This window comes from Yersinia antarctica, from assembly GCF_056636475.1.
In genome coordinates, this window is the sequence record NZ_JBSJQF010000001.1 from 4463517 (window position 1) to 4481932 (window position 18416).

Consider the following 18416-nt stretch of genomic DNA (forward strand, 5'->3'; position numbering starts at 1 on the left):
GCACGATACCAGTACGTACTAAAAAACGCACAAAATGATCAAGATGAAACCCAGGCGGCAATCTCAAAGCATCCCAGTCAGCTTTGCTAGCACAGCCACAAAGTATCCACTGACGATCGAAAGCCCGATAAGTCCCCAAGGCCGTGTCCACCATCCCCCATCTGGGTTAGGTGGCATGGTTTGCTGCAAAATGTTGATCTGGCCAATCAAATTGGCAGAGATTGATGTGCCAACTGGTGTACGACTCCCCATCATCGAATTATGCCACTGCATTTCTTCGACGCGATCAATCTGACGCTGAATGCGAGCCCGGAGCCGTCGACCGGCAAGCACCAATTGCTTGCCCACGATCATGACACCAACAAGGCCCAAAAAAAGTAGATTCCCATAGGTAAATGGGTCTGCCTGATTGATGGTCGGCACGTTCCGCCAGACGAAACCGATGTAAGGCGCGGTTAGTTCAAATATGGCCGCAATAAAGTTTTGAATTATCACGCCAAACCGCCAGAGCAGAGCCGAGTCATTCATGCTCTGCGCCGTACGATATATGGCCATAAGAAGACTGATAAAATAGAAGAGTGCTCCGGTGAATAGAAGACCACCGCCAACACATCGTTGAGTTCGAGAAAGCATTACTGCCTGTTTTATATTCATAAGCCTTCCTTTTGAATCACCCCAACTAGAGGCAAATGTTTGCCCAGACGCTACTAGCGATCGCAGCACCAGACTCTTATACTAAGGATTAACGAAGTGAAACTATTGAGCAACGGTATATATAAAACATACAGACACCTTCACCGCGCTTTAACCGTATTCCAGCCCGCCCTCCAAATATACTCATTGTTTTGACCAAACTACGGAGCCTTCTCTTATCCAAAAATGGCACTTACAAACGCTATGTTGGTGTACTGACGGCGCAATCGTGGGACGTCCCCAGAAATCCTGCTCTACAGTCCAACGAGGCCTCCGATCAGGGCTCAACGAGAGCGAGATGCTGGAGTTACATCCTCCTGGGCAGGTGAGGCAAGCCCATTTGCTAATCTCACCATCAATTACTAACCAAAGCTCACCAACAGGGATCACGGTCTTGCCCGGGTGGCGAGAGACCTCCTTTATCAAATACTCGGCTTTCAGCCATCCAAACCGACGCAACGTAGTAGCGAAAAAATACCGCATGTTTCACCCTATCACGCCGAGAAACGGGTTGACGTCCCCGCGTCCCCAAACTGTTTCGTTGGAGCAAACAGGGCACCCTTGCATAGGCTTACAGGTCATGGAGCGGTCTTCTACGCGATCAAATCGACGAATCCGATTGTGAACCATGCCCTCTCCACCCCGGAATCCTGTTAGCCCTTGGATGAGCTCATCCACTGCGGCGCAGGCTATGCTTGTGGTAAACGTTACGACAGCCGGAGCAGGATCCCCCCCGCCGTCAACATAAGCTTCAGCCTTACGACGCTCATACTCGATAGGATCGCTACGCTGCAGTCCTTCGGCGGCGGCTCTCTGCGGATTGACGACCCCAAGACACATCAGGCAGGGGGAGCCCGGCTTAATAGTGGTGACCCGTCCCGTCATTTCATATTCGGTTCCACCTCTTGCGGAGCGCATACGCAATCCCAAATCAACAAGCGGGACACCATAAAAGTGAGCGAAACGGTTCAATGTCAGCCGTCCCTGGTTGTCGTCCGTGCATCCGAAAAGTACATCACAGGACTTCAACACATCACGGAGCATTGGATTGCCTACCCAAGCCTTGCTCGTGACCACGTGCGTACCAAGCCCCCAAACCTCGATTTCACGAGCAAGAATGTCCACCTTGGCCAACTGATCCCGTACATCATCTGCTCGTGAGCCATGCACACGATTGAGGTTCGTCGTGTCGATTGTGTCATTGTCGATTAGCGCAAGATGCCCAACGCCTAAACGTGCCAACAGTGAAACTACCGCACTGCCTGTGCCTCCACAGCCGATTACACCCACACGCAGCGAACGAACGATAGGATTGAATCCCTTGCCAAAGAGTGCCGCCTGGCGATCTAGCATCCCGGACTTTTCATGGTGCTTCTGACGCTGCCGAATGTCTATTTTGTTACCGACAATGGAGATCTTCGAAGCATCTGTAGTCGCGGTAGGTGATGTCCAAAGGCGTCCGGCGATGGCCCCGTTCTCCCCGAATACTAGACTTGCGAGTCCCAAACTCCGCTTGTTGAATGCTGTGCGGGCCAGCTCAGCCTCATTACGATCATCTTGGTCAGAAAAAAAAGCATCTGCACGAGGGTGGGTGTGAACCAAAGCAGGTATCAGTTCACGATCTTGTGCAACTCCCAACAGTTGCATAAAACCCTTCGTGGACCACGTCACGTGGACAGATGAGGAGGAAATAACCTCGCTTGGGGGGATCGGAACTACTTCGTGCGAGATCAATCGGATCCGTGGGTGTTTTGACCAAGGATCCTCATTGATCTCAGCTCTTCCGAAAAGGACGTAGGCAGCAGCCTCTGAACCGTCCTCTCGGTAAAGCAGCGCACGAAGCGCCGCTTCATGAGATTCGATCAAAGTAATATCCAACGTTGCGCCGGACATTACTTGGCCTCCATCAACGCATGCTCAATGCGCTTGATCATGGTGTGCAGACCATCAACTCCTGGCCGCCATGCACTATTGTGCCGAGACCAGCGCTGCCAGTTGCGTCCGGAGAAAACGTGTGGCTGATCTGCACATGTCGCATACCGACCTACCGTCACCAGTTTCAACCACGGATCGCAGAAAAACATATCAGGCGCAACCGGCGCGTGTCAAGGTAGTTGTCGCCTCAGTTAATTCATGCGGCCAACGTTTCACGTTCCGGATTTAACCAGACCTCATCCTGCCGGTGCCAGTTTCTCGTTGAACCTGACCACCGATGTGGATTCTGCATTTTCGCCGCTTCATAGACCGATTTACGCTGCGCCAGTAGTGCCCGATCTTCACCTCTGTGTCGTTGCCCTGGTGTGACGTAACGGATACCACTGTGCCGATGTTCTTCGTTATACCAGCCAACGAAGGTTTCTACCCACGCCTGCGCATCCTCCAGCGTCGCGAAGCCCTTCTCCGGCCAGCTCGGCACGTATTTCAACGTCCTGAACAGCGATTCAACATACGCGTTATCGTTGCTCACCCGTGGCCGGCTGTGCGACGGGGTTATCTTAAGTTCCGCAAGCTTTACCTGCAGCACCTGTGACTTCATCGGGGCTCCGTTATCCGCATGCAGTACCAGCGGCTCCTGCCAACAGCGTTCGCTCAGCACTGTCCGATTCATCAGCTCTGCCGCATGCTCACCACTTTCAACCAAGTGAACCTCGTGACCGACGATTTTGCGGCTGAACACGTCTTCTATCAGGTACAGATAGAACCAGTGTCCTGCCGTCAGCGACCTCAGCCAGGTAATATCCCATGACCACACCTGATTCGGTGCCGTCGCCCTCCAGGTCGATAGCGGCTTGCTTTGCGCTACCCTCTGCCGACCACGGTGCGTTGTTTCGCCAGCACGTCTTAGTATCCGATAAAACGTTGACTCACTGGCGATATAGCGCTTTTCATCCGCCAACAAAGGAACGATTTGCGTCGGTGGCAGGCTGGCGAACCGCAGTTCATGACAGAGGGCTAAAACCTGTTGTTCCTCTTCGGCAGTGAGTTTGTTCTTCGGGATGGGCCGTGACGCCGTGGGTCTGCGGTCATGCGTCCCTTTTCCCCAACGCTGTAATGTTCGCTCACTAAGCCCAATAGACTGGCAAGCCTCGCTCAGCCTCGCGCCTGCAGCAACGGCTTCCTTTACGATTGTCATCAATCGCAGCCTGTCCGGAGTCGGCGTCATTCGTCCCCGTTTTCCTCGACGAACAACGCCTTGAACTTTTTTTGCAATATCAGCAATGCCGCAGCCTCAGCCAACGCCTTATCCTTGCGGGCAATTTCACGCTTAAGCTGATGAATTTCGTTTTGCTGTTTCTTGACGAGTGCTTTCTCTTCACGCGGATCTGGCTGCATTATCTCATTCTTCCACTGCTGAATTTGCTCAGGGTAGAGCCCTTTACGGCGACAGTACTCAGCAACAGCATGGGCGGAAAGAGGTGCCGTTTCAACCAGGATGGCAAAACGAGCCTCACGGGACCATTGCTGCGGGGTTTTTACCTCAACGTGGGTGCTCGCGGTCGAAATACCTGCCTTGGAGCGCCAGGTGTAAAGCGTATTGACAGGGATCCCCTCAGAGCGTGCAATCTGAACAACCGGCTGATTGTGTGGTGGCATCATTCTGGCAATCACAGCGGCTTTAAGCTCAGGTGAATACGTTTTCATTCTTGTTGTCTCCAGCCCCTTGGATGTTTTCAGTTAGAGGCGACAACTACCCTGACATGGGGGGCAGAGCGCGCCGCAGTTGCATGGCTGGATGAACGCTCACAGAATTTTGATCCTGATAGAGATGATCCTGGCTCAATCTACGAAGCCTCCGAAGAAGCAGGTATCGAGTTTTATCTTCTTCTCGATGAAATGCGCATGCAGACGCGACTGAGCGTAGTAGCAGGAATGTTCCACAACTGGGAAAAGAAGCTTCGAGGATGGATTACAGATGAGATGCGTCACTGGCATCGCGGCCCCGCCGCGCTAACGAAGGTTTGGTCTGCCGACTTCCCATCGATCATGTCCTTGTTGGACAGCTTGGGATGGTCTATTTCTAGTCAAGAATACTTGCAGACCTTGAATGGTTGCCGGTGCCTTGTGAACGTCTACAAGCATGGAGACGGGAAAGCGCTTGCAGATCTGAAGCAGCAATGCCCGGAGTACTTAACTGATCCAATTCAGTCGGATCACACCCTCTCCGCTACCGATCTGGACTGGCTAGACCACACGCATTTAACCGTGAGCGACGATCAGATAAAACGAATCTCTGACGCAATTATCGAGTTCTGGAAGAATGTTCCTCCCAACATGTTTGATCATGATGGTCTGAACCCACCTGCCTGGTTCCTCAAAGCGTTAAGGCTAGACGACGATCTCAGTGCCTGATGCACTCAGCATCTAAATGACCGGCCCAGCTTCGCTCATCACGCCAAAGCACTCATATCTCTACCGTGACCACCGTTCGCGCTTAGAGCACTTGCCTGGGCACTACAGTGAAGATATCGCTATCTGCGCCTACCCTTTTACCAGCCTTGTGGGCCCGCCCCAATGCTGCAAAATAGACTATTGTGACATTCTGGCGGAAATCGGCTTTTCGAAGAGCTACACACCTCATTTTTAGGGCTCTCCGCACGGAATCGCGAAATCGCGACCCACACTTGTTTACAAGTAGTATAAATAGCGCTGTGTGACATTCCAGGTGAAAGACATGAGCGAAACCTCTATTGCGGAGATCCTGAAACGTGAAGGGCCAATGCTGAGCAGCGACCTAGCGAAACTGCTGCAGCAGCGGTACGGCCTGAATCCAACGGCCGCCAGAAAACGCGTTGAACGAGGCAGCGATGGAGTTAACAAACTGAGCCAAATCGTTTTTCCTCACCGGGCACGCTTTGTGTACCTGGAGCAAAGCTACGGATCCGAGTACTTTTTCTACAACCTGATGGAAGCGCTGAAAAAAACGCGTAGCGCGTATTACCTGGCTTTGAGGGCGCTAGAGCTGCGCGATAACTTGATGCCTCGAGCGCATTTCCTCATCGCGTGCGGCGCTCCCATCGCCCAGAAGAGACACATCTCTGCAGAAAGCCTGCTCGAACGACTAATCAAAGCTGGGTTAGTCAAGGAAGTTGATCTTCCCGCTGGACAGACCTCGATTATGCGATGTGATAACGAGCACCTGTCGAACATTCCAGCGATGTGGGCAAAAATGAAAGGCCGCCTAATTGCAGAGAAGGTCACACTCCTGGCCGTAAAAGACTGGGCGAGAAACCTTGGGATGGTGAGCTACGAGTCGGTTGAGACGAGGGACGACGAGAATCGCGAATCGTTGCCAAAGGTCGGCACATTCAATTGGGACCTAGCGGGCCCCTCATATCTACATCCAATGCGGACCTACACAAGCACCACTTTGAAACCTGGCTTTTTCGTTTGCGATATAGCCCTGAACGGATGGATCTCCCCGGACGATGTAGGCGCGTTCCTGCACAAATGCGCCACTCTCCGCAGCTTACCAAAAGTCGGAAAATGCCTTCAGGTATTCGTTGCTGAGGCCTATCAAACTGAGGCATTTGCGCTGCTGAAAGGTGAAGGCATCATCCCGGCGACCACTGAATCCCTCTTTGGCCACGACGTAGCTCTTGCGCTGAAAAACCTATGTAACGTTCTGAACGACACCGCCAAACTCATAGAAAGCCCTGCTGCTTTAGACCAAGTCTTCAACGACCTTTCGCGTATAGAGGGGGCGTCCTATTCGTTGCGTGGAAGTCTTTTTGAATTTGCAGTGGCACAGATCGCGAGGTCTACGTTCGCCGGATACGATCAAGAGATGAATCGCATCGTGAAAGACGTGATGGGGAAACAGGCCGAAATCGACGTTCTCGCGGTGCGTAAAAATCATGATGTTATCTTCATTGAGTGCAAGGGTATCCATCCAGCTAGCACCGTTGACGACAAGGAAGTGATCAAATGGCTGGATAAGCGAATCCCAGTGCTAAGGGGAGCTGCGAAAATCCATTCGGACTGGGCAACTCTGCCCCAGCGCTATGAGCTGTGGACTAGTGGCAAGTTTTCAGAGAAAGCATTAGCCCTAGTGAGCGCCAGACAGGCAGAAAGCAGCAAGCTGGTGATCCAGCTCCGCGACGCTGAATATGTTCTCGCTGAGGCCAAAGCCAGCAAGGAGGCAGGTCTGCTGAAGACATACGAGCAACATTTCGTGAAACATCCTATGCAGGAATTCGAGGCCGAGAAGAGACGGCAACAGCGCCGCGAGGACCGAGCAGCGAAGCGCCGCTCGGCAATCCCTGCCATGCCTCCATCACTTATTACATTGCCGACAATGGCCGATGCCACGAAGAGCGTTGCAGTAGGCCCCGAACTCTTAGGAAGGCTCAGTAATGTGCCTTCAGATGCTGCGCCTTGCATTACCGTTGACAACAACGATCTGTAGTTGTGACTTAAAGTATAAAACAGCCTAACTCAGTCACTAAAAGCGATATGTTGACTAATAACAGTAATCACAAACACGTGAAAACCGCCCGTGCGTGTGCTAAATAACTACGCTTTCTTATCAACTCGTGTAGATGGACGAACAATTCGTGCACGCTTGATGGCTGCGTCAGAACGTTCACGGTCTATCACAGGAAGTGGCATATCCAGTTGAGATTCATGTAAACCATGATTGGAAGCATTGTACTGCCAAATAAGGAAACGCTGCATCAGCATTGAATTTCGTTTCTTAAGCACGTCGATCTCCGCCTCCAAGCGAGCAATTCTGTCTGCCGCCATCCTCAAACTGGACGGCAGAGGCACCCGAACTACTTGCTCTTTACTTTTGCTTTTAGCCCAAACAAATGCGTCTTTTATTTCCGAATGAGAGGAAAGGGATTGTCGAGTTGGACGTTTCCCAACTACGGGCGACAGACGCTCACATAATAGCTCCCAGCTAAGCTGCCCCTCCCAACCAAACAAAAGGTCAACCGCAGCTTGAATATCAGTCGGAGTTAGGTGTTTAGCCATTACATAAACTCAATAAGGTTAGACAACGTTTTGGAAGACTCATCATCCAATCGACCAGATACGTCGTCATGATTCGCAGCGAGGGCCCTGGAAGCATGGCTTGGAGCAAAATCAGTTTTAATTCGTATGAGGGCTCCTTCTTCGACCGCATCATCCCTGAAGATCCCTACCAGTTCACGCAAACGGACAGCCGAAAGCGAATGGTGCTCATACCAACGGTCGGCACCAGCGTAGCCTGCGGCCATTGCTGACTCAGCTTCAGCAAGCTGCTCCTCGATCTCGCGCAAATCCTGTTCAAGTTGTGCTCTGTTAGCCGTCCGTTTTTCACACAAATGCTCATTGCAGTTCAGACAATCACGAAACATACCGCATGGAGAAGATGAAAAATCGTGCGTGCACCACCCCCACTTACTCTTATGGATCGCCCCCTTTGGAGCCAGATTGTATGCTTCACGATCTACTGGCTCACAGTGGATCAGGATTGCTCTATCGTGCGCAGACTCAGCCTGCAACCGCTCATATCTGTCGGCAACCTCTGAAGGAGTGATGTGGTTGTAAACTCTATTTTGTTTGGGGTCTGCACGCCCAGCAAACCTCGCAATTTCATCCTCACTCATACCTCCCCTATGACCCATTGTGTCGATCATGTGACGCATTTGGTGGGTGGTGATTTTCATCTCAGTACCGTCTACGTGCTTGTAGCCGTACCGTTTGAAAATGCTACTGTGGTTCACACCCTCGCCCAAAGACTCCCTTGGAGACAAATCATTATTCATAATATTTGCGTCTGGCATCCAAGGAAGGACGCGGACAGTACCGCGCTGTGCATGAAGACTGTTGGCTTGCATTGCAAGCAAAGCACCACTGTATTTGATTCCTGCTTCCTTATTAACCCAGGGAAATTCATCAGGAACACGAGACTTAATTTTACCCCACAGGCTGTCCAACGTTATGGAGTCGCCACGGCTAAAGCCATAAGAATAGTACATCCGCTGGCAAGCTTCACTATGACTCAAATTAAAACCTAACGCTTCACACGCCTCGATTTCAGAAAGTGATTTAGCCCAATCTTGAGAGACATAATCGGAATGAATAAACATGGTATCAGGATGTTGTTCTAACCACTCCGCTAAACTGCGCCCCTCCTCTGTCAACTTTGTAATACGATCAATGGCTGTCTTCACAACCTCAACCATTACCGTGGGAACCCATTTAATATTCCAGCCAAAGCCTTTTCCTGAGTAATAACGAAGTCCGAACACCGGATTTCCATCTTTATCATGATCTGAGTGTTGGCAAGCCAAGGGCAGCGTTAATACTTCTGATATCCGTACCGAGCCACTCATCAAAAGCGCGAACACGCTAGACGTGAAAATATCTCTCGGAGTATCGCCACAGCTTGCAAAAATATCAGCCATAGCAAGTACTGCATCAGGGTGAGGCAGTTTTTTATCGCGCTCCTCTCTGCCCGACTTACCGGTTCTTTTACCTCCTTCGGTTGGGCGAGCAATTGGATTCCTCCAGTCCCCGCAAGAGTGGCTGACAAGCTTGTGAGTGGTAACAAATTTTGCCAAGCGCTCTAGCTCTCTACCACATTGGTAAGCAGCACCAGAATAATGCTCGCGTGCCACGATGGCAGCGCGATCTAGCACAGTAGTATCAAGTTCAGATATGTCGGGAGAAGGCGATCGTTCGGAAAGGACGAACTCCAAGACCTTGAGCGCCTTAGTTTCATTTTTAGTGCCCGTAGGATTATGACCCTGTTGATAGCGAAAGTATGCTTTCGCAAACGAAATGAACGGCTCGCCCATACGATCATCTACTGAATGCGACCTAGAACTGGAGCCAAGCTTGGTGAAATTTGCGACTTTAGGCCATATCCAAGCAGACCAATCTGTATTTGCCCCAAAAACAGTGAGTTCTTCCTGGCACTTCCTGATGAAAAGGTCCAAGTTTTGGACTGAGTCCAAGTCTGAACGACTGGAAAATTGAAATAGATTACTCACTGCTCCACCTCAGACTTACGGTTAGCGCATTTCAAGATAACTTCAGCAACGGCTGCAATCGTTCGATCCAAGACGGACGCTACTGCCAGATCACCAGTATCCAATAGCAACCGCTGACGCTCCTCCAAAAGCTCAGCGTAGAAATCTTCATGCGGCGCATCTAACCAAGGTTGGAAACTTACACACGTATAGCAGGGGCGCGGGACGTTCATCCCACAATAAGAAAAGCTACCGCATGTACCGACTTCACCCTTGCGGTGTCGTACTCGGCTGGCTGGATCAGCGCCACGGATAGCATCCAACTCAGAATCAACCAGATTCCCAGAGAAGGCCTGAGCAAAACGCGCCAACTGAAAGCCCAGTGCTGCATCAATTTTTTTTATGTGCTCAGGTACGTTTAGAGTATAGACATCCACATGTTGAATATCTGAATGGTCCAACAATTCAGCGATAACATATTTACTCATGCCCTCACGAGCTGCACGAGTACCCAAGGTATATCTGAAACGCTTAGGGAAAACGTGCAAATATCCATCAGTGCGGTGCGAATGAATCTCACCAAGTTCAACAGCCCGTTTGACTGCAAGATCGATTACCTCGGTACGAGCATGCAATTGCTCACCCGGAAGCGCCGCGAGAAACCTTTGCCTAGAAGCAGAAAAATTAGTCTTAGGCCCGAAAGACTGAAGCTTTCGTCTCGCTGGAAAAAGAGGAACTAGGCCAAGTTCTTGATCGTTTACTTGATAGCCCATCGCCTGAACAGCTTTAAGTACCTTGGCGCGATGATTGAATAGAACATCGTATAGATCCCGAGTCAGCTGAAATGTTTTAAACTCGTCCCGAAAGTCTGCTCCCTCTTGTTTCGCACGAGGTATAAGCAAAAGATACTTGGCTGCTCCATCGCTACCGTCGACCTTTATCAGGTCTTTGCATTTGAGATGCGTTATCTGGATAGGTCGCCGTCCCGTGCTGCTCGTGAGAAGACAAATAGATAGCTCGTAAAGACTTAGGTCGCCTTCCTCATAAGCGAAGATTGCACCTTCATTAAAAGCCATTAGCTCAAAGTCAGACATCGGTCCCTGAGTAGGATCCATACTTTTGACGGCTTGGCCTTTCGCGCCGCCGGGCAATCGCCAACCATCCACCATTTCTACCACATCTTTGTTGATGCCCGGCAGTCGAAATGCTAGCCAACGTCTTAGGAAAGGCCGGACTCGATGGAGATGCGCGTAATCCCCATGTAGCGAAGCTTTGAAGTTTATGAGCTGATGGGTATCCAACTCGCCGTTCGTTGCAGAGAACAAATGGTAAACTGAGTTAGCCACTGCCAGGACCGAAGAGCCCGCTTGAGTAGTCGCATAATGTTCGAAGAGCTTGCGCACTGAATACTGATACTTGTTGGGTGTCCGTTCCATGACCAGCCCCATATTCAAACTACTGTCTTTCGACAATTTCCATAAGGTATCGGAACTGTCGAACTCGTAACCGAGGACTGACCTAAGCACTGAACCTACTGATCCAGCGCCCGTCGAGATGATCAGATTTGATAACTCAGTCATTTCGGCCCCCTGCTACTGGCCGCAGCGTTTTTTCCTGGAGTGCAAGACCAAACTCCGTGGCTTTACGCCTATCAGCACGTTTATTGTAGGTTGCCGCAGTTCCACTCCCCAGCTTCCACCCCATCAGCATTGATCGAAGCCGCTCTTCTTCGGCGGCGCCCAACTTCCTTTCATCAGCAAGGTCAGAAAAACGCTCATTCCAGTAGTGCCTCAACTGATGACCAGTAAAATCTCTAAGCGGAGGAATATGGGTACGCAAGGAATTGACAACGTCCTTATACCCTGCAATAGACAATGGCTGGCCTAACGTAGGGCCAGCCTTGTGCGTTACAAAAAGATATCCATGCTTACGAGCGCCGGGAACTTTCCTTCTGTACGTCAGAATATACTCCTGCACAGCCTTGATCACATGAGCTTTACAAACCAACTCTCTGTCGTTCGTTTTGACCAGAGGCTGTTTTACACGCGGATCAGATTTTTCATCCGCGCGCCTGACAATGTAAATGCGATTTGAATGAAAGTTTATGTCTTCACATTTGATATTCAGAAGCTCCCCCCTCCTTATACCAAGCTCGTACAAAAGGGTGAACATTAACTTATTTCTAGACTGCACACCGCCATCGTCCCACATACGATAAGATGAGTCAGGCCTTAACACCTCGCGAATTGCCGAGGCAGTTACATCGTCCAACCCATTGTCACGATACAGAAGATTTCTTTTTTTATTTAAAGGTCTGATGTCTTTCATCGCTGACAGAACCCTAGCTAAAGCTTCAGGATCTACTGGTGATTTCAGATACCGACCGGCAAGCCAAGATACGTAATCGACTGCAGCTCCGGTTCGCGCATACACGATTTCCTTCGAGACATAGACCTTCCCCGCAAAGCAGGTACGCGCTAATCCCTCGGGCTGAGCCAGTAAACGCCTCTGCATATACCCACGCAGGGCTTCTATCTCGTAGTTTTCTACCACTACGCCTTTGGAAAACCGATCTATCAGATTGATCCCACGCTCTGACAATATTTGAAGGAACACGCATAAATGGCCAGCGGTGTTTGCAAGCGTAGATGAGGAGAGGCTACGGTTACGGACTTGAGTCGTGAGATAGAGGTTGGGGTAGTAAAGTGGCATCCCCTGCATGTCCGTGATCACGCATGCCCGCTCTCCATCGTCGAATACGAACTCCTTCGTCTTCGCCACTTTCTCAATCCTAGTGATCACATTATTCTTTACACTTTTCACTAACTATCCCCCCAGGCCGCGTTTCGGTCCAAAATTTAACTTTTTCAGGGGCAAATAAAAAGCCCCGGTTGCTTATGCGCCGGGGCTTTCAGGGTAAAACTTTACATCAAGTATCTGAGCCGTATCCTAGAACGGGATATCATCATCGAAATCCATTGGTGGCTCATTGCCGCCTTGTGGTTGTGCTGCTGGTGCAGACTGGGCCGGACGTGAAGTCTGACCGCCGCTGAACTGGTTACCACCTTGTGGCTGCTGAGGTTGACCCCAACCACCTTGCGCCCCGCCGTCTTGTGGTGCACCACCACCTGCCGGAGCAGCGCCGCCCTGACGGCCACCCAGCATTTGCATGGTGCCGCCCACATTAACCACAACTTCTGTGGTGTATTTCTCAACACCAGCCTGATCTGTCCATTTACGAGTTTGCAGTGCGCCTTCAATATAAACCTGAGAGCCTTTACGCAGATATTCACCCGCCACTTCTGCCAGTTTGCCGAACAACACCACACGGTGCCATTCAGTTTTTTCTTTCTGCTCGCCGGTGGCTTTATCACGCCAGCTTTCGGAAGTGGCCAGGGTGATATTGGCAACAGCTCCGCCGTTTGGCATGTAGCGGACTTCCGGGTCTTGGCCCAAATTCCCGACCAAAATCACTTTGTTTACGCCTCTGCTGGCCATGTGAACTCTCCTGATGAAGTAAATTTTGTACAGTATAAACGAGTAAGTTTAACACGCTAACTGCTAAACGGCACAGTAGATCATAACTGCGAAATGTGTTGCAGTTTTATCATGACATCTGCCTTAATTGCACTCGAATACTGGATATCCATTCAGGTTTTTTTGTGTCATAATTATCCGTTTCGTACTGGCTGTGTCCTTTTTTGACGTTGCAAAATGCGTCTATACATTACTCAAAGTAATTGGAGTTGCAGGTAGGCGGCAAGCGAGCGAGTCCCTATGAGCTTACAGCCAGTAAGTGATTAGGGTGAGTGAACGCAGCCAACAACCCTACGGCTTCAAGTACGAAGAGTAAAAAAGGGCGCGGGAGAGGCTCAGTTTACATCCGGGAAGTGTTTGAATGGATAATATAGAAGTTCGGGGCGCTCGCACCCATAATCTTAAGAATATCAACCTGATTATCCCGCGCGACAAACTGATCGTGGTCACCGGTCTATCGGGTTCAGGCAAATCCTCACTGGCTTTTGATACCTTGTATGCCGAGGGGCAACGCCGTTATGTTGAGTCTCTTTCCGCCTATGCGCGCCAATTTCTATCGCTGATGGAAAAACCGGATGTCGACCATATTGAAGGTCTGTCACCGGCAATCTCCATTGAGCAAAAATCAACTTCGCATAACCCACGCTCGACTGTGGGTACCATCACTGAAATCCATGATTATCTGCGTTTGCTGTTCGCCCGTGTCGGTGAACCACGCTGCCCAGATCACGATGTTACGCTAGCCGCGCAAACCGTCAGTCAGATGGTGGATAACGTCATCAGTCAGCCGGAAGGCCGCCGCTTGATGTTACTGGCTCCGGTGGTAAAAGATCGCAAAGGCGAACATACCAAAACGCTGGAAGGTCTGGCTATGCAGGGCTATATCCGGGCGCGGATCGATGGCGAGGTGTGTGATCTGTCTGATCCACCGAAATTAGAACTGCAAAAAAAACATACCATTGAAGTGGTGGTCGATCGCTTCAAAGTGCGTGAAGATCTGGCTCAGCGTCTGGCTGAATCATTTGAAACGGCACTGGAGCTTTCTGGTGGTACTGCCGTCGTTGCCGATATGGACGACCCTCACGCCGAAGAGTTGCTGTTCTCCGCCAACTTTGCCTGCCCGATTTGCGGCTACAGTATGAGTGAGTTGGAACCACGCCTGTTCTCCTTTAACAACCCGGCGGGGGCCTGCCCAACTTGTGACGGCTTAGGGGTACAGCAGTTCTTTGATCCAGACCGTGTATTACAGAATCCAGAGCTGTCGCTGGCGGGTGGTGCCATCCGTGGTTGGGATCGCCGCAACTTCTATTACTTCCAGATGCTGCGTTCACTGGCAGATCATTATAAGTTTGATATCGAAACGCCATTTAACTCGCTTGATAGCGCGATACAGCACGCCGTTTTATACGGTTCTGGCAAAGATACCATTGAATTCAAATACATTAACGATCGGGGTGATACCACCGTTCGCCGCCACCCATTTGAAGGGGTGTTGCACAATATGGAACGTCGCTATAAAGAGACGGAGTCCAGTGCAGTACGTGAGGAACTGGCCAAATATATTAGCAATCGCTCCTGTGCTTCATGCCACGGTACTCGCTTGCGCCGCGAAGCGCGTTATGTGTTTGTCGAAAACACCACTCTGCCCGAGATTTCTGAACTGAGCATCGGCCACGCACTGACCTTCTTCCAAAACATGAAACTAAGTGGTCAGCGGGCGCAAATTGCTGAGAAAGTGCTGAAAGAGATTGGCGATCGGCTGAAGTTCTTGGTTAACGTCGGGCTGAATTATCTGTCGTTGTCCCGTTCGGCGGAAACACTGTCTGGTGGTGAAGCGCAACGTATCCGTTTGGCCAGTCAAATTGGCGCCGGCTTGGTGGGTGTCATGTATGTACTGGATGAACCGTCCATCGGTTTGCACCAACGTGATAATGAACGGTTGCTGGAAACATTGATTCATCTGCGCAATCTGGGTAACACCGTGATTGTAGTGGAACATGATGAAGACGCTATCCGCGCAGCCGACCATGTGATTGATATTGGCCCGGGTGCGGGTGTGCATGGTGGTGAGGTGGTGGCCGAAGGGACCGTTGAGGCCATCATGGCTGAACCTAAGTCACTGACCGGTCAGTTCCTTAGCGGCAAACGAGAAATCGCCATCCCTGCGCAACGCGTGCCGGGGGACCCAACCAAAGTGTTAAAACTGATTGGCGCCAGCGGCAATAACCTGAAAGATGTCACGCTGACACTGCCGGTCGGGCTGTTTAGTTGTATTACCGGGGTTTCTGGCTCAGGTAAGTCAACGCTGATCAACGACACCTTATATTGTATCGCCCAGCGCCAGTTGAACGGCGCGACCAGCAACGAACCGGCGCCATTCCGTGAAATTCAAGGCTTGGAGCATTTCGATAAAGTCATCGATATTGACCAAAGCCCGATTGGCCGGACGCCGCGCTCTAACCCGGCGACTTATACCGGTATCTTTACCCCCATTCGTGAGCTGTTTGCCGGTGTTCCTGAATCACGTACCCGTGGTTATACGCCAGGCCGCTTCAGCTTTAACGTCAAAGGGGGCCGTTGTGAGGCCTGCCAGGGCGACGGGGTGATTAAAGTCGAAATGCACTTCCTGCCCGATATCTATGTGCCATGCGACCAGTGTAAAGGTAAGCGTTATAACCGTGAAACGCTGGAAGTAAAATACAAAGGTAAAAGTATCCACGAAGTGCTGGCGATGACTATCGAAGAGGCTCGCGAGTTCTTTGATGCGGTTCCGGCATTGGCGCGTAAGCTGCAAACACTGATGGATGTGGGCCTGTCCTATATCTGTCTGGGGCAATCTGCGACTACGCTGTCGGGTGGTGAAGCGCAACGGGTGAAACTGTCGCGTGAATTATCAAAACGCGGCACCGGTCAGACGCTCTATATTCTGGACGAGCCGACTACCGGCCTGCATTTTGCTGATATTCAGCAACTGCTGGCGGTGTTGCATCAGCTGCGCGATCAGGGCAATACCATTGTGGTCATTGAGCACAATCTGGATGTGATTAAGACTGCTGATTGGATTGTCGATCTGGGGCCAGAAGGCGGTAGTGGCGGTGGCGAGATTCTGGTCGCCGGTACACCAGAGACTGTTGCAGAATGCGCCGCGTCACATACTGCACGCTTCCTCAAGCCAATGCTGCAACGTAAGTAGAGCATCAATTAATCTATCAGCATCCAAAATCATTGGAGCTGCAGGTTGGCAACCCGTGAACAACAAATCAGCCAGGCCCAAGGATGGGCCAAATAATGAACCAGGCTAACAACCCTGCAACTCCAAGTACCAAGGGGGTATCAAACAGCCAGCTCCTGTCGCCTATGTTCCGGTAACCCCTGCAATACCAATTGATAAGAGCGGTCAATTAACGAGTAAAATTGTGAGTTCGGTAATTGTCCATCCAGAAACACCGTGTTCCAGTGCGCTTTATTCAAGTGTTCACTCGGCACGATCTCCGGATGTTGCTCTCGCAAACTCTCCGCCAACTCAGGGCTGGTTTTTACCGAAATAGAGGGCCGCCCACCAATTTCACCCACCATCGCAAACATCACATCGGCTACTTTAATCTGATTGGTCTGCCATTCCTCATGATCACTCTGCTCTGCCCCCGGTTTAGACATGCAGTATTCCAATAATGCTGAATTATTCATTGGGTTATCTCCTGTAATGGGCCAGTGCCGTCTAGCGAAAGGGCCTCATAGCGTATTCATTCCATCGGATACAGCAACATGCTGAAGTATTAGCTTGCACTTATAACAGAAGATTTACTGTGAGCGATGAATGATCATTGGGCATGGGTCTGCCACCTTATTTAGTATATTCTTTAATCGATTTACAGCCATTGGCGAAGAGCTAACCAGACAGGTTATGTAGATAAGTGACGGAAAGATGGTGGAAAAAATAAAGCAAAAAGGCGATATTTCTATCGCCTTAAACAGTTCGTCGTGTTAGATAACGCGATAACTAATTACTGTACTGCCGCAAACGCAGCCGCTACTCGCTGAACATTACTGTGGTTGACACCTGCCATACACATCCTGCCGCTGGCAATCAGATACACGCCAAACTCGTCACGCAGACGATCCACTTGTGCAGCACTAAAACCGGTATAGCTGAACATGCCACGCTGTTGCATTAAGTAATCAAAATTGCGATTGGGTAGTGCTGCCTTCAAGGCTTCCACCAACGTGCTGCGCATTTCAATAATACGCCGACGCATCTGCTCCACTTCAGCCTGCCATTGCGCCCGTAACTCGCTGTCATGCAGTACTTTTGAAACAACCTGTGCACCAAAGTTTGGCGGGCTGGAATAGTTACGCCGCACCGTGGCTTTCAGTTGCCCCAATACCCGACCAGCAGCTTCTTCACTTTCACATACCACGGAAAGGCCACCGACCCGTTCGTTATACAGAGAGAAGATTTTAGAGAAGGAGTTACTGACCAGACAGGGTAATTCCGCTGCCGCCATGGCTCGAATCGCATAAGCATCTTCATTCAGCCCAGCACCAAAACCCTGATAGGCAATATCCAGGAACGGGATCAGATCCCGGTCTTTAGCCACGCCAATAACCTGATCCCACTGTGCATTCGTCAGATCAGATCCAGTTGGGTTATGGCAGCAAGGATGGAGCAAAACAATGCTTCTGGCCGGTAACTGCTGCAACGTTGCCAGCATTTGATCGAATTTTACGCCCAGCTTGTCATTATCAAAGTACGGGTAGGTATTCACCTTAAACCCTGCGCCACTGAAAATAGCGACATGGTTTTCCCACGTAGGGTCACTGACCCACACCTGAGAATCTGGGAAATAGGAATGAAGGAAATCAGCACCCACTTTCAATGCACCGGAGCCACCAACAGTTTGGATAGTCGCTACTCGTTGCTGAGCCAGCATAGGGTGATCGCTGCCGAATAGTAGCTGCTGAATAGCAGTACGATAAGATTGCAGACCTTCCATCGGCAAGTAAACCGGTGTCCCATGTGGCTGAGCATTCAATTGGGTTTCAGCGGTATCCACTGCCTGCATTTGCGGGATCTCACCCTGCTCATTGTAATAAAGCCCGATACTCAGATTCACTTTATGTGCTCGGCTATCGGCTTTAAAACTCTCCATCAATGACAGGATCGGGTCACCTGCATAGGCATCAACATTTTGGAACACGGCGCTGCTCTCCTAGATTGATAATAAT

Annotated in this window: 15 protein-coding genes; 3 read left to right on the forward strand and 12 right to left on the reverse strand. The window is 50.6% G+C overall.

Annotation, left to right across the window (positions count from 1 at the left end; genetic code table 11):
- Positions 1-63 precede the first annotated feature (63 nt).
- The 5 genes from ACWJJO_RS20655 to ACWJJO_RS20675 form a co-directional block, all read right to left on the reverse strand.
- Positions 64-654, reverse strand: a complete 591-nt coding sequence (locus tag ACWJJO_RS20655; RefSeq protein ID WP_470384304.1) for a YniB family protein — start codon at positions 652-654, stop codon at positions 64-66.
- 183 nt (positions 655-837) lie between these two features.
- A complete protein-coding gene (locus ACWJJO_RS20660; protein ID WP_470384305.1) occupies positions 838-1176 on the reverse strand; it encodes a ubiquitination-like system serine protease family protein in 339 nt (112 codons plus the stop codon).
- A 3-nt stretch (positions 1177-1179) separates the two neighbouring features.
- The gene (locus tag ACWJJO_RS20665) at positions 1180-2586 is read right to left on the reverse strand and encodes a ThiF family adenylyltransferase (RefSeq protein WP_481091478.1); all 1407 of its coding nucleotides are present in this window, start codon (positions 2584-2586) and stop codon (positions 1180-1182) included.
- Positions 2586-2777 (reverse strand): E2/UBC family protein, encoded by a 192-nt coding sequence (locus ACWJJO_RS20670; protein ID WP_481091479.1) that lies wholly within the window; start codon positions 2775-2777, stop codon positions 2586-2588. Before ACWJJO_RS20670 ends, ACWJJO_RS20665 begins: the two co-directional genes overlap by 1 nt.
- Before the next feature lie 47 nt (positions 2778-2824).
- Positions 2825-4335 (reverse strand): IS3 family transposase gene (locus tag ACWJJO_RS20675; RefSeq protein ID WP_481090522.1). Its coding sequence is split into 2 segments (ribosomal slippage): positions 2825-3900 and positions 3900-4335, totalling 1512 coding nucleotides; the frame shifts between segments, so codons are not numbered across the junction.
- A 198-nt stretch (positions 4336-4533) separates the two neighbouring features.
- Between ACWJJO_RS20675 and ACWJJO_RS20680 the strand changes: the two genes are divergently transcribed.
- Positions 4534-5043 carry a hypothetical protein gene (locus ACWJJO_RS20680; protein ID WP_481091480.1) on the forward strand — a complete coding sequence of 170 codons (510 nt, stop codon included), beginning with the start codon at positions 4534-4536 and terminating at the stop codon, positions 5041-5043.
- A gap of 322 nt (positions 5044-5365) precedes the next feature.
- Positions 5366-7099, forward strand: a complete 1734-nt coding sequence (locus ACWJJO_RS20685; RefSeq protein WP_481091481.1) for a PDDEXK family nuclease — start codon at positions 5366-5368, stop codon at positions 7097-7099.
- 107 nt (positions 7100-7206) lie between these two features.
- Here ACWJJO_RS20685 and ACWJJO_RS20690 read toward each other — a convergent pair whose 3' ends face one another.
- The 5 genes from ACWJJO_RS20690 to ACWJJO_RS20710 all read right to left on the reverse strand — a co-directional run bounded on the left by ACWJJO_RS20690 (position 7207) and on the right by ACWJJO_RS20710 (position 13151).
- The gene (locus ACWJJO_RS20690) at positions 7207-7668 is read right to left on the reverse strand and encodes a hypothetical protein (RefSeq protein WP_080269447.1); all 462 of its coding nucleotides are present in this window, start codon (positions 7666-7668) and stop codon (positions 7207-7209) included.
- The gene (locus ACWJJO_RS20695) at positions 7668-9479 is read right to left on the reverse strand and encodes an integrase (RefSeq protein ID WP_481091482.1); all 1812 of its coding nucleotides are present in this window, start codon (positions 9477-9479) and stop codon (positions 7668-7670) included. Before ACWJJO_RS20695 ends, ACWJJO_RS20690 begins: the two co-directional genes overlap by 1 nt.
- 191 nt (positions 9480-9670) lie before the next feature.
- Complete coding sequence (locus ACWJJO_RS20700; RefSeq protein WP_481091483.1) at positions 9671-11233, reverse strand: site-specific integrase; 1563 nt, start codon at positions 11231-11233, stop codon at positions 9671-9673.
- The gene (locus ACWJJO_RS20705; protein WP_481091484.1) at positions 11226-12476 is read right to left on the reverse strand and encodes a site-specific integrase; all 1251 of its coding nucleotides are present in this window, start codon (positions 12474-12476) and stop codon (positions 11226-11228) included. Before ACWJJO_RS20705 ends, ACWJJO_RS20700 begins: the two co-directional genes overlap by 8 nt.
- Positions 12477-12602: 126 nt before the next feature.
- Positions 12603-13151 (reverse strand): single-stranded DNA-binding protein, encoded by a 549-nt coding sequence (locus tag ACWJJO_RS20710; RefSeq protein WP_083162141.1) that lies wholly within the window; start codon positions 13149-13151, stop codon positions 12603-12605.
- Positions 13152-13551: 400 nt separating this feature from the next.
- Here ACWJJO_RS20710 and uvrA point away from each other — a divergent pair, with 400 nt between their 5' ends.
- A complete protein-coding gene (gene uvrA, locus ACWJJO_RS20715; protein ID WP_083162139.1) occupies positions 13552-16383 on the forward strand; it encodes an excinuclease ABC subunit UvrA in 2832 nt (943 codons plus the stop codon).
- A gap of 140 nt (positions 16384-16523) precedes the next feature.
- Here the strand turns inward: uvrA and ACWJJO_RS20720 are convergent, their stop codons facing one another.
- Together ACWJJO_RS20720 and ACWJJO_RS20725 are read right to left on the reverse strand one after the other, a co-directional pair.
- Positions 16524-16877, reverse strand: a complete 354-nt coding sequence (locus tag ACWJJO_RS20720) for an MmcQ/YjbR family DNA-binding protein (RefSeq protein WP_083162137.1) — start codon at positions 16875-16877, stop codon at positions 16524-16526.
- Between the two features lie 317 nt (positions 16878-17194).
- Positions 17195-18388 carry an amino acid aminotransferase gene (locus tag ACWJJO_RS20725; protein ID WP_083162135.1) on the reverse strand — a complete coding sequence of 398 codons (1194 nt, stop codon included), beginning with the start codon at positions 18386-18388 and terminating at the stop codon, positions 17195-17197.
- Positions 18389-18416 lie beyond the last annotated feature (28 nt).

What these genes read in the sequence shown, in the direction of transcription:
- ACWJJO_RS20700 (WP_481091483.1), bottom strand. Translation starts at nt 11,233, where the DNA reads ATGACTGAGTTATCAAATCTGATCATCTCGACGGGCGCTGGATCAGTA.
- ACWJJO_RS20690 (WP_080269447.1), bottom strand. Translation starts at nt 7,668, where the DNA reads ATGGCTAAACACCTAACTCCGACTGATATTCAAGCTGCGGTTGACCTT.
- ACWJJO_RS20695 (WP_481091482.1), bottom strand. Translation starts at nt 9,479, where the DNA reads ATGGGCGAGCCGTTCATTTCGTTTGCGAAAGCATACTTTCGCTATCAA.
- uvrA (WP_083162139.1), top strand. Translation starts at nt 13,552, where the DNA reads ATGGATAATATAGAAGTTCGGGGCGCTCGCACCCATAATCTTAAGAAT.
- ACWJJO_RS20680 (WP_481091480.1), top strand. Translation starts at nt 4,534, where the DNA reads ATGCAGACGCGACTGAGCGTAGTAGCAGGAATGTTCCACAACTGGGAA.
- ACWJJO_RS20660 (WP_470384305.1), bottom strand. Translation starts at nt 1,176, where the DNA reads ATGCGGTATTTTTTCGCTACTACGTTGCGTCGGTTTGGATGGCTGAAA.
- ACWJJO_RS20710 (WP_083162141.1), bottom strand. Translation starts at nt 13,151, where the DNA reads ATGGCCAGCAGAGGCGTAAACAAAGTGATTTTGGTCGGGAATTTGGGC.
- ACWJJO_RS20685 (WP_481091481.1), top strand. Translation starts at nt 5,366, where the DNA reads ATGAGCGAAACCTCTATTGCGGAGATCCTGAAACGTGAAGGGCCAATG.
- ACWJJO_RS20670 (WP_481091479.1), bottom strand. Translation starts at nt 2,777, where the DNA reads ATGTTTTTCTGCGATCCGTGGTTGAAACTGGTGACGGTAGGTCGGTAT.
- ACWJJO_RS20665 (WP_481091478.1), bottom strand. Translation starts at nt 2,586, where the DNA reads ATGTCCGGCGCAACGTTGGATATTACTTTGATCGAATCTCATGAAGCG.
- ACWJJO_RS20655 (WP_470384304.1), bottom strand. Translation starts at nt 654, where the DNA reads ATGAATATAAAACAGGCAGTAATGCTTTCTCGAACTCAACGATGTGTT.
- ACWJJO_RS20720 (WP_083162137.1), bottom strand. Translation starts at nt 16,877, where the DNA reads ATGAATAATTCAGCATTATTGGAATACTGCATGTCTAAACCGGGGGCA.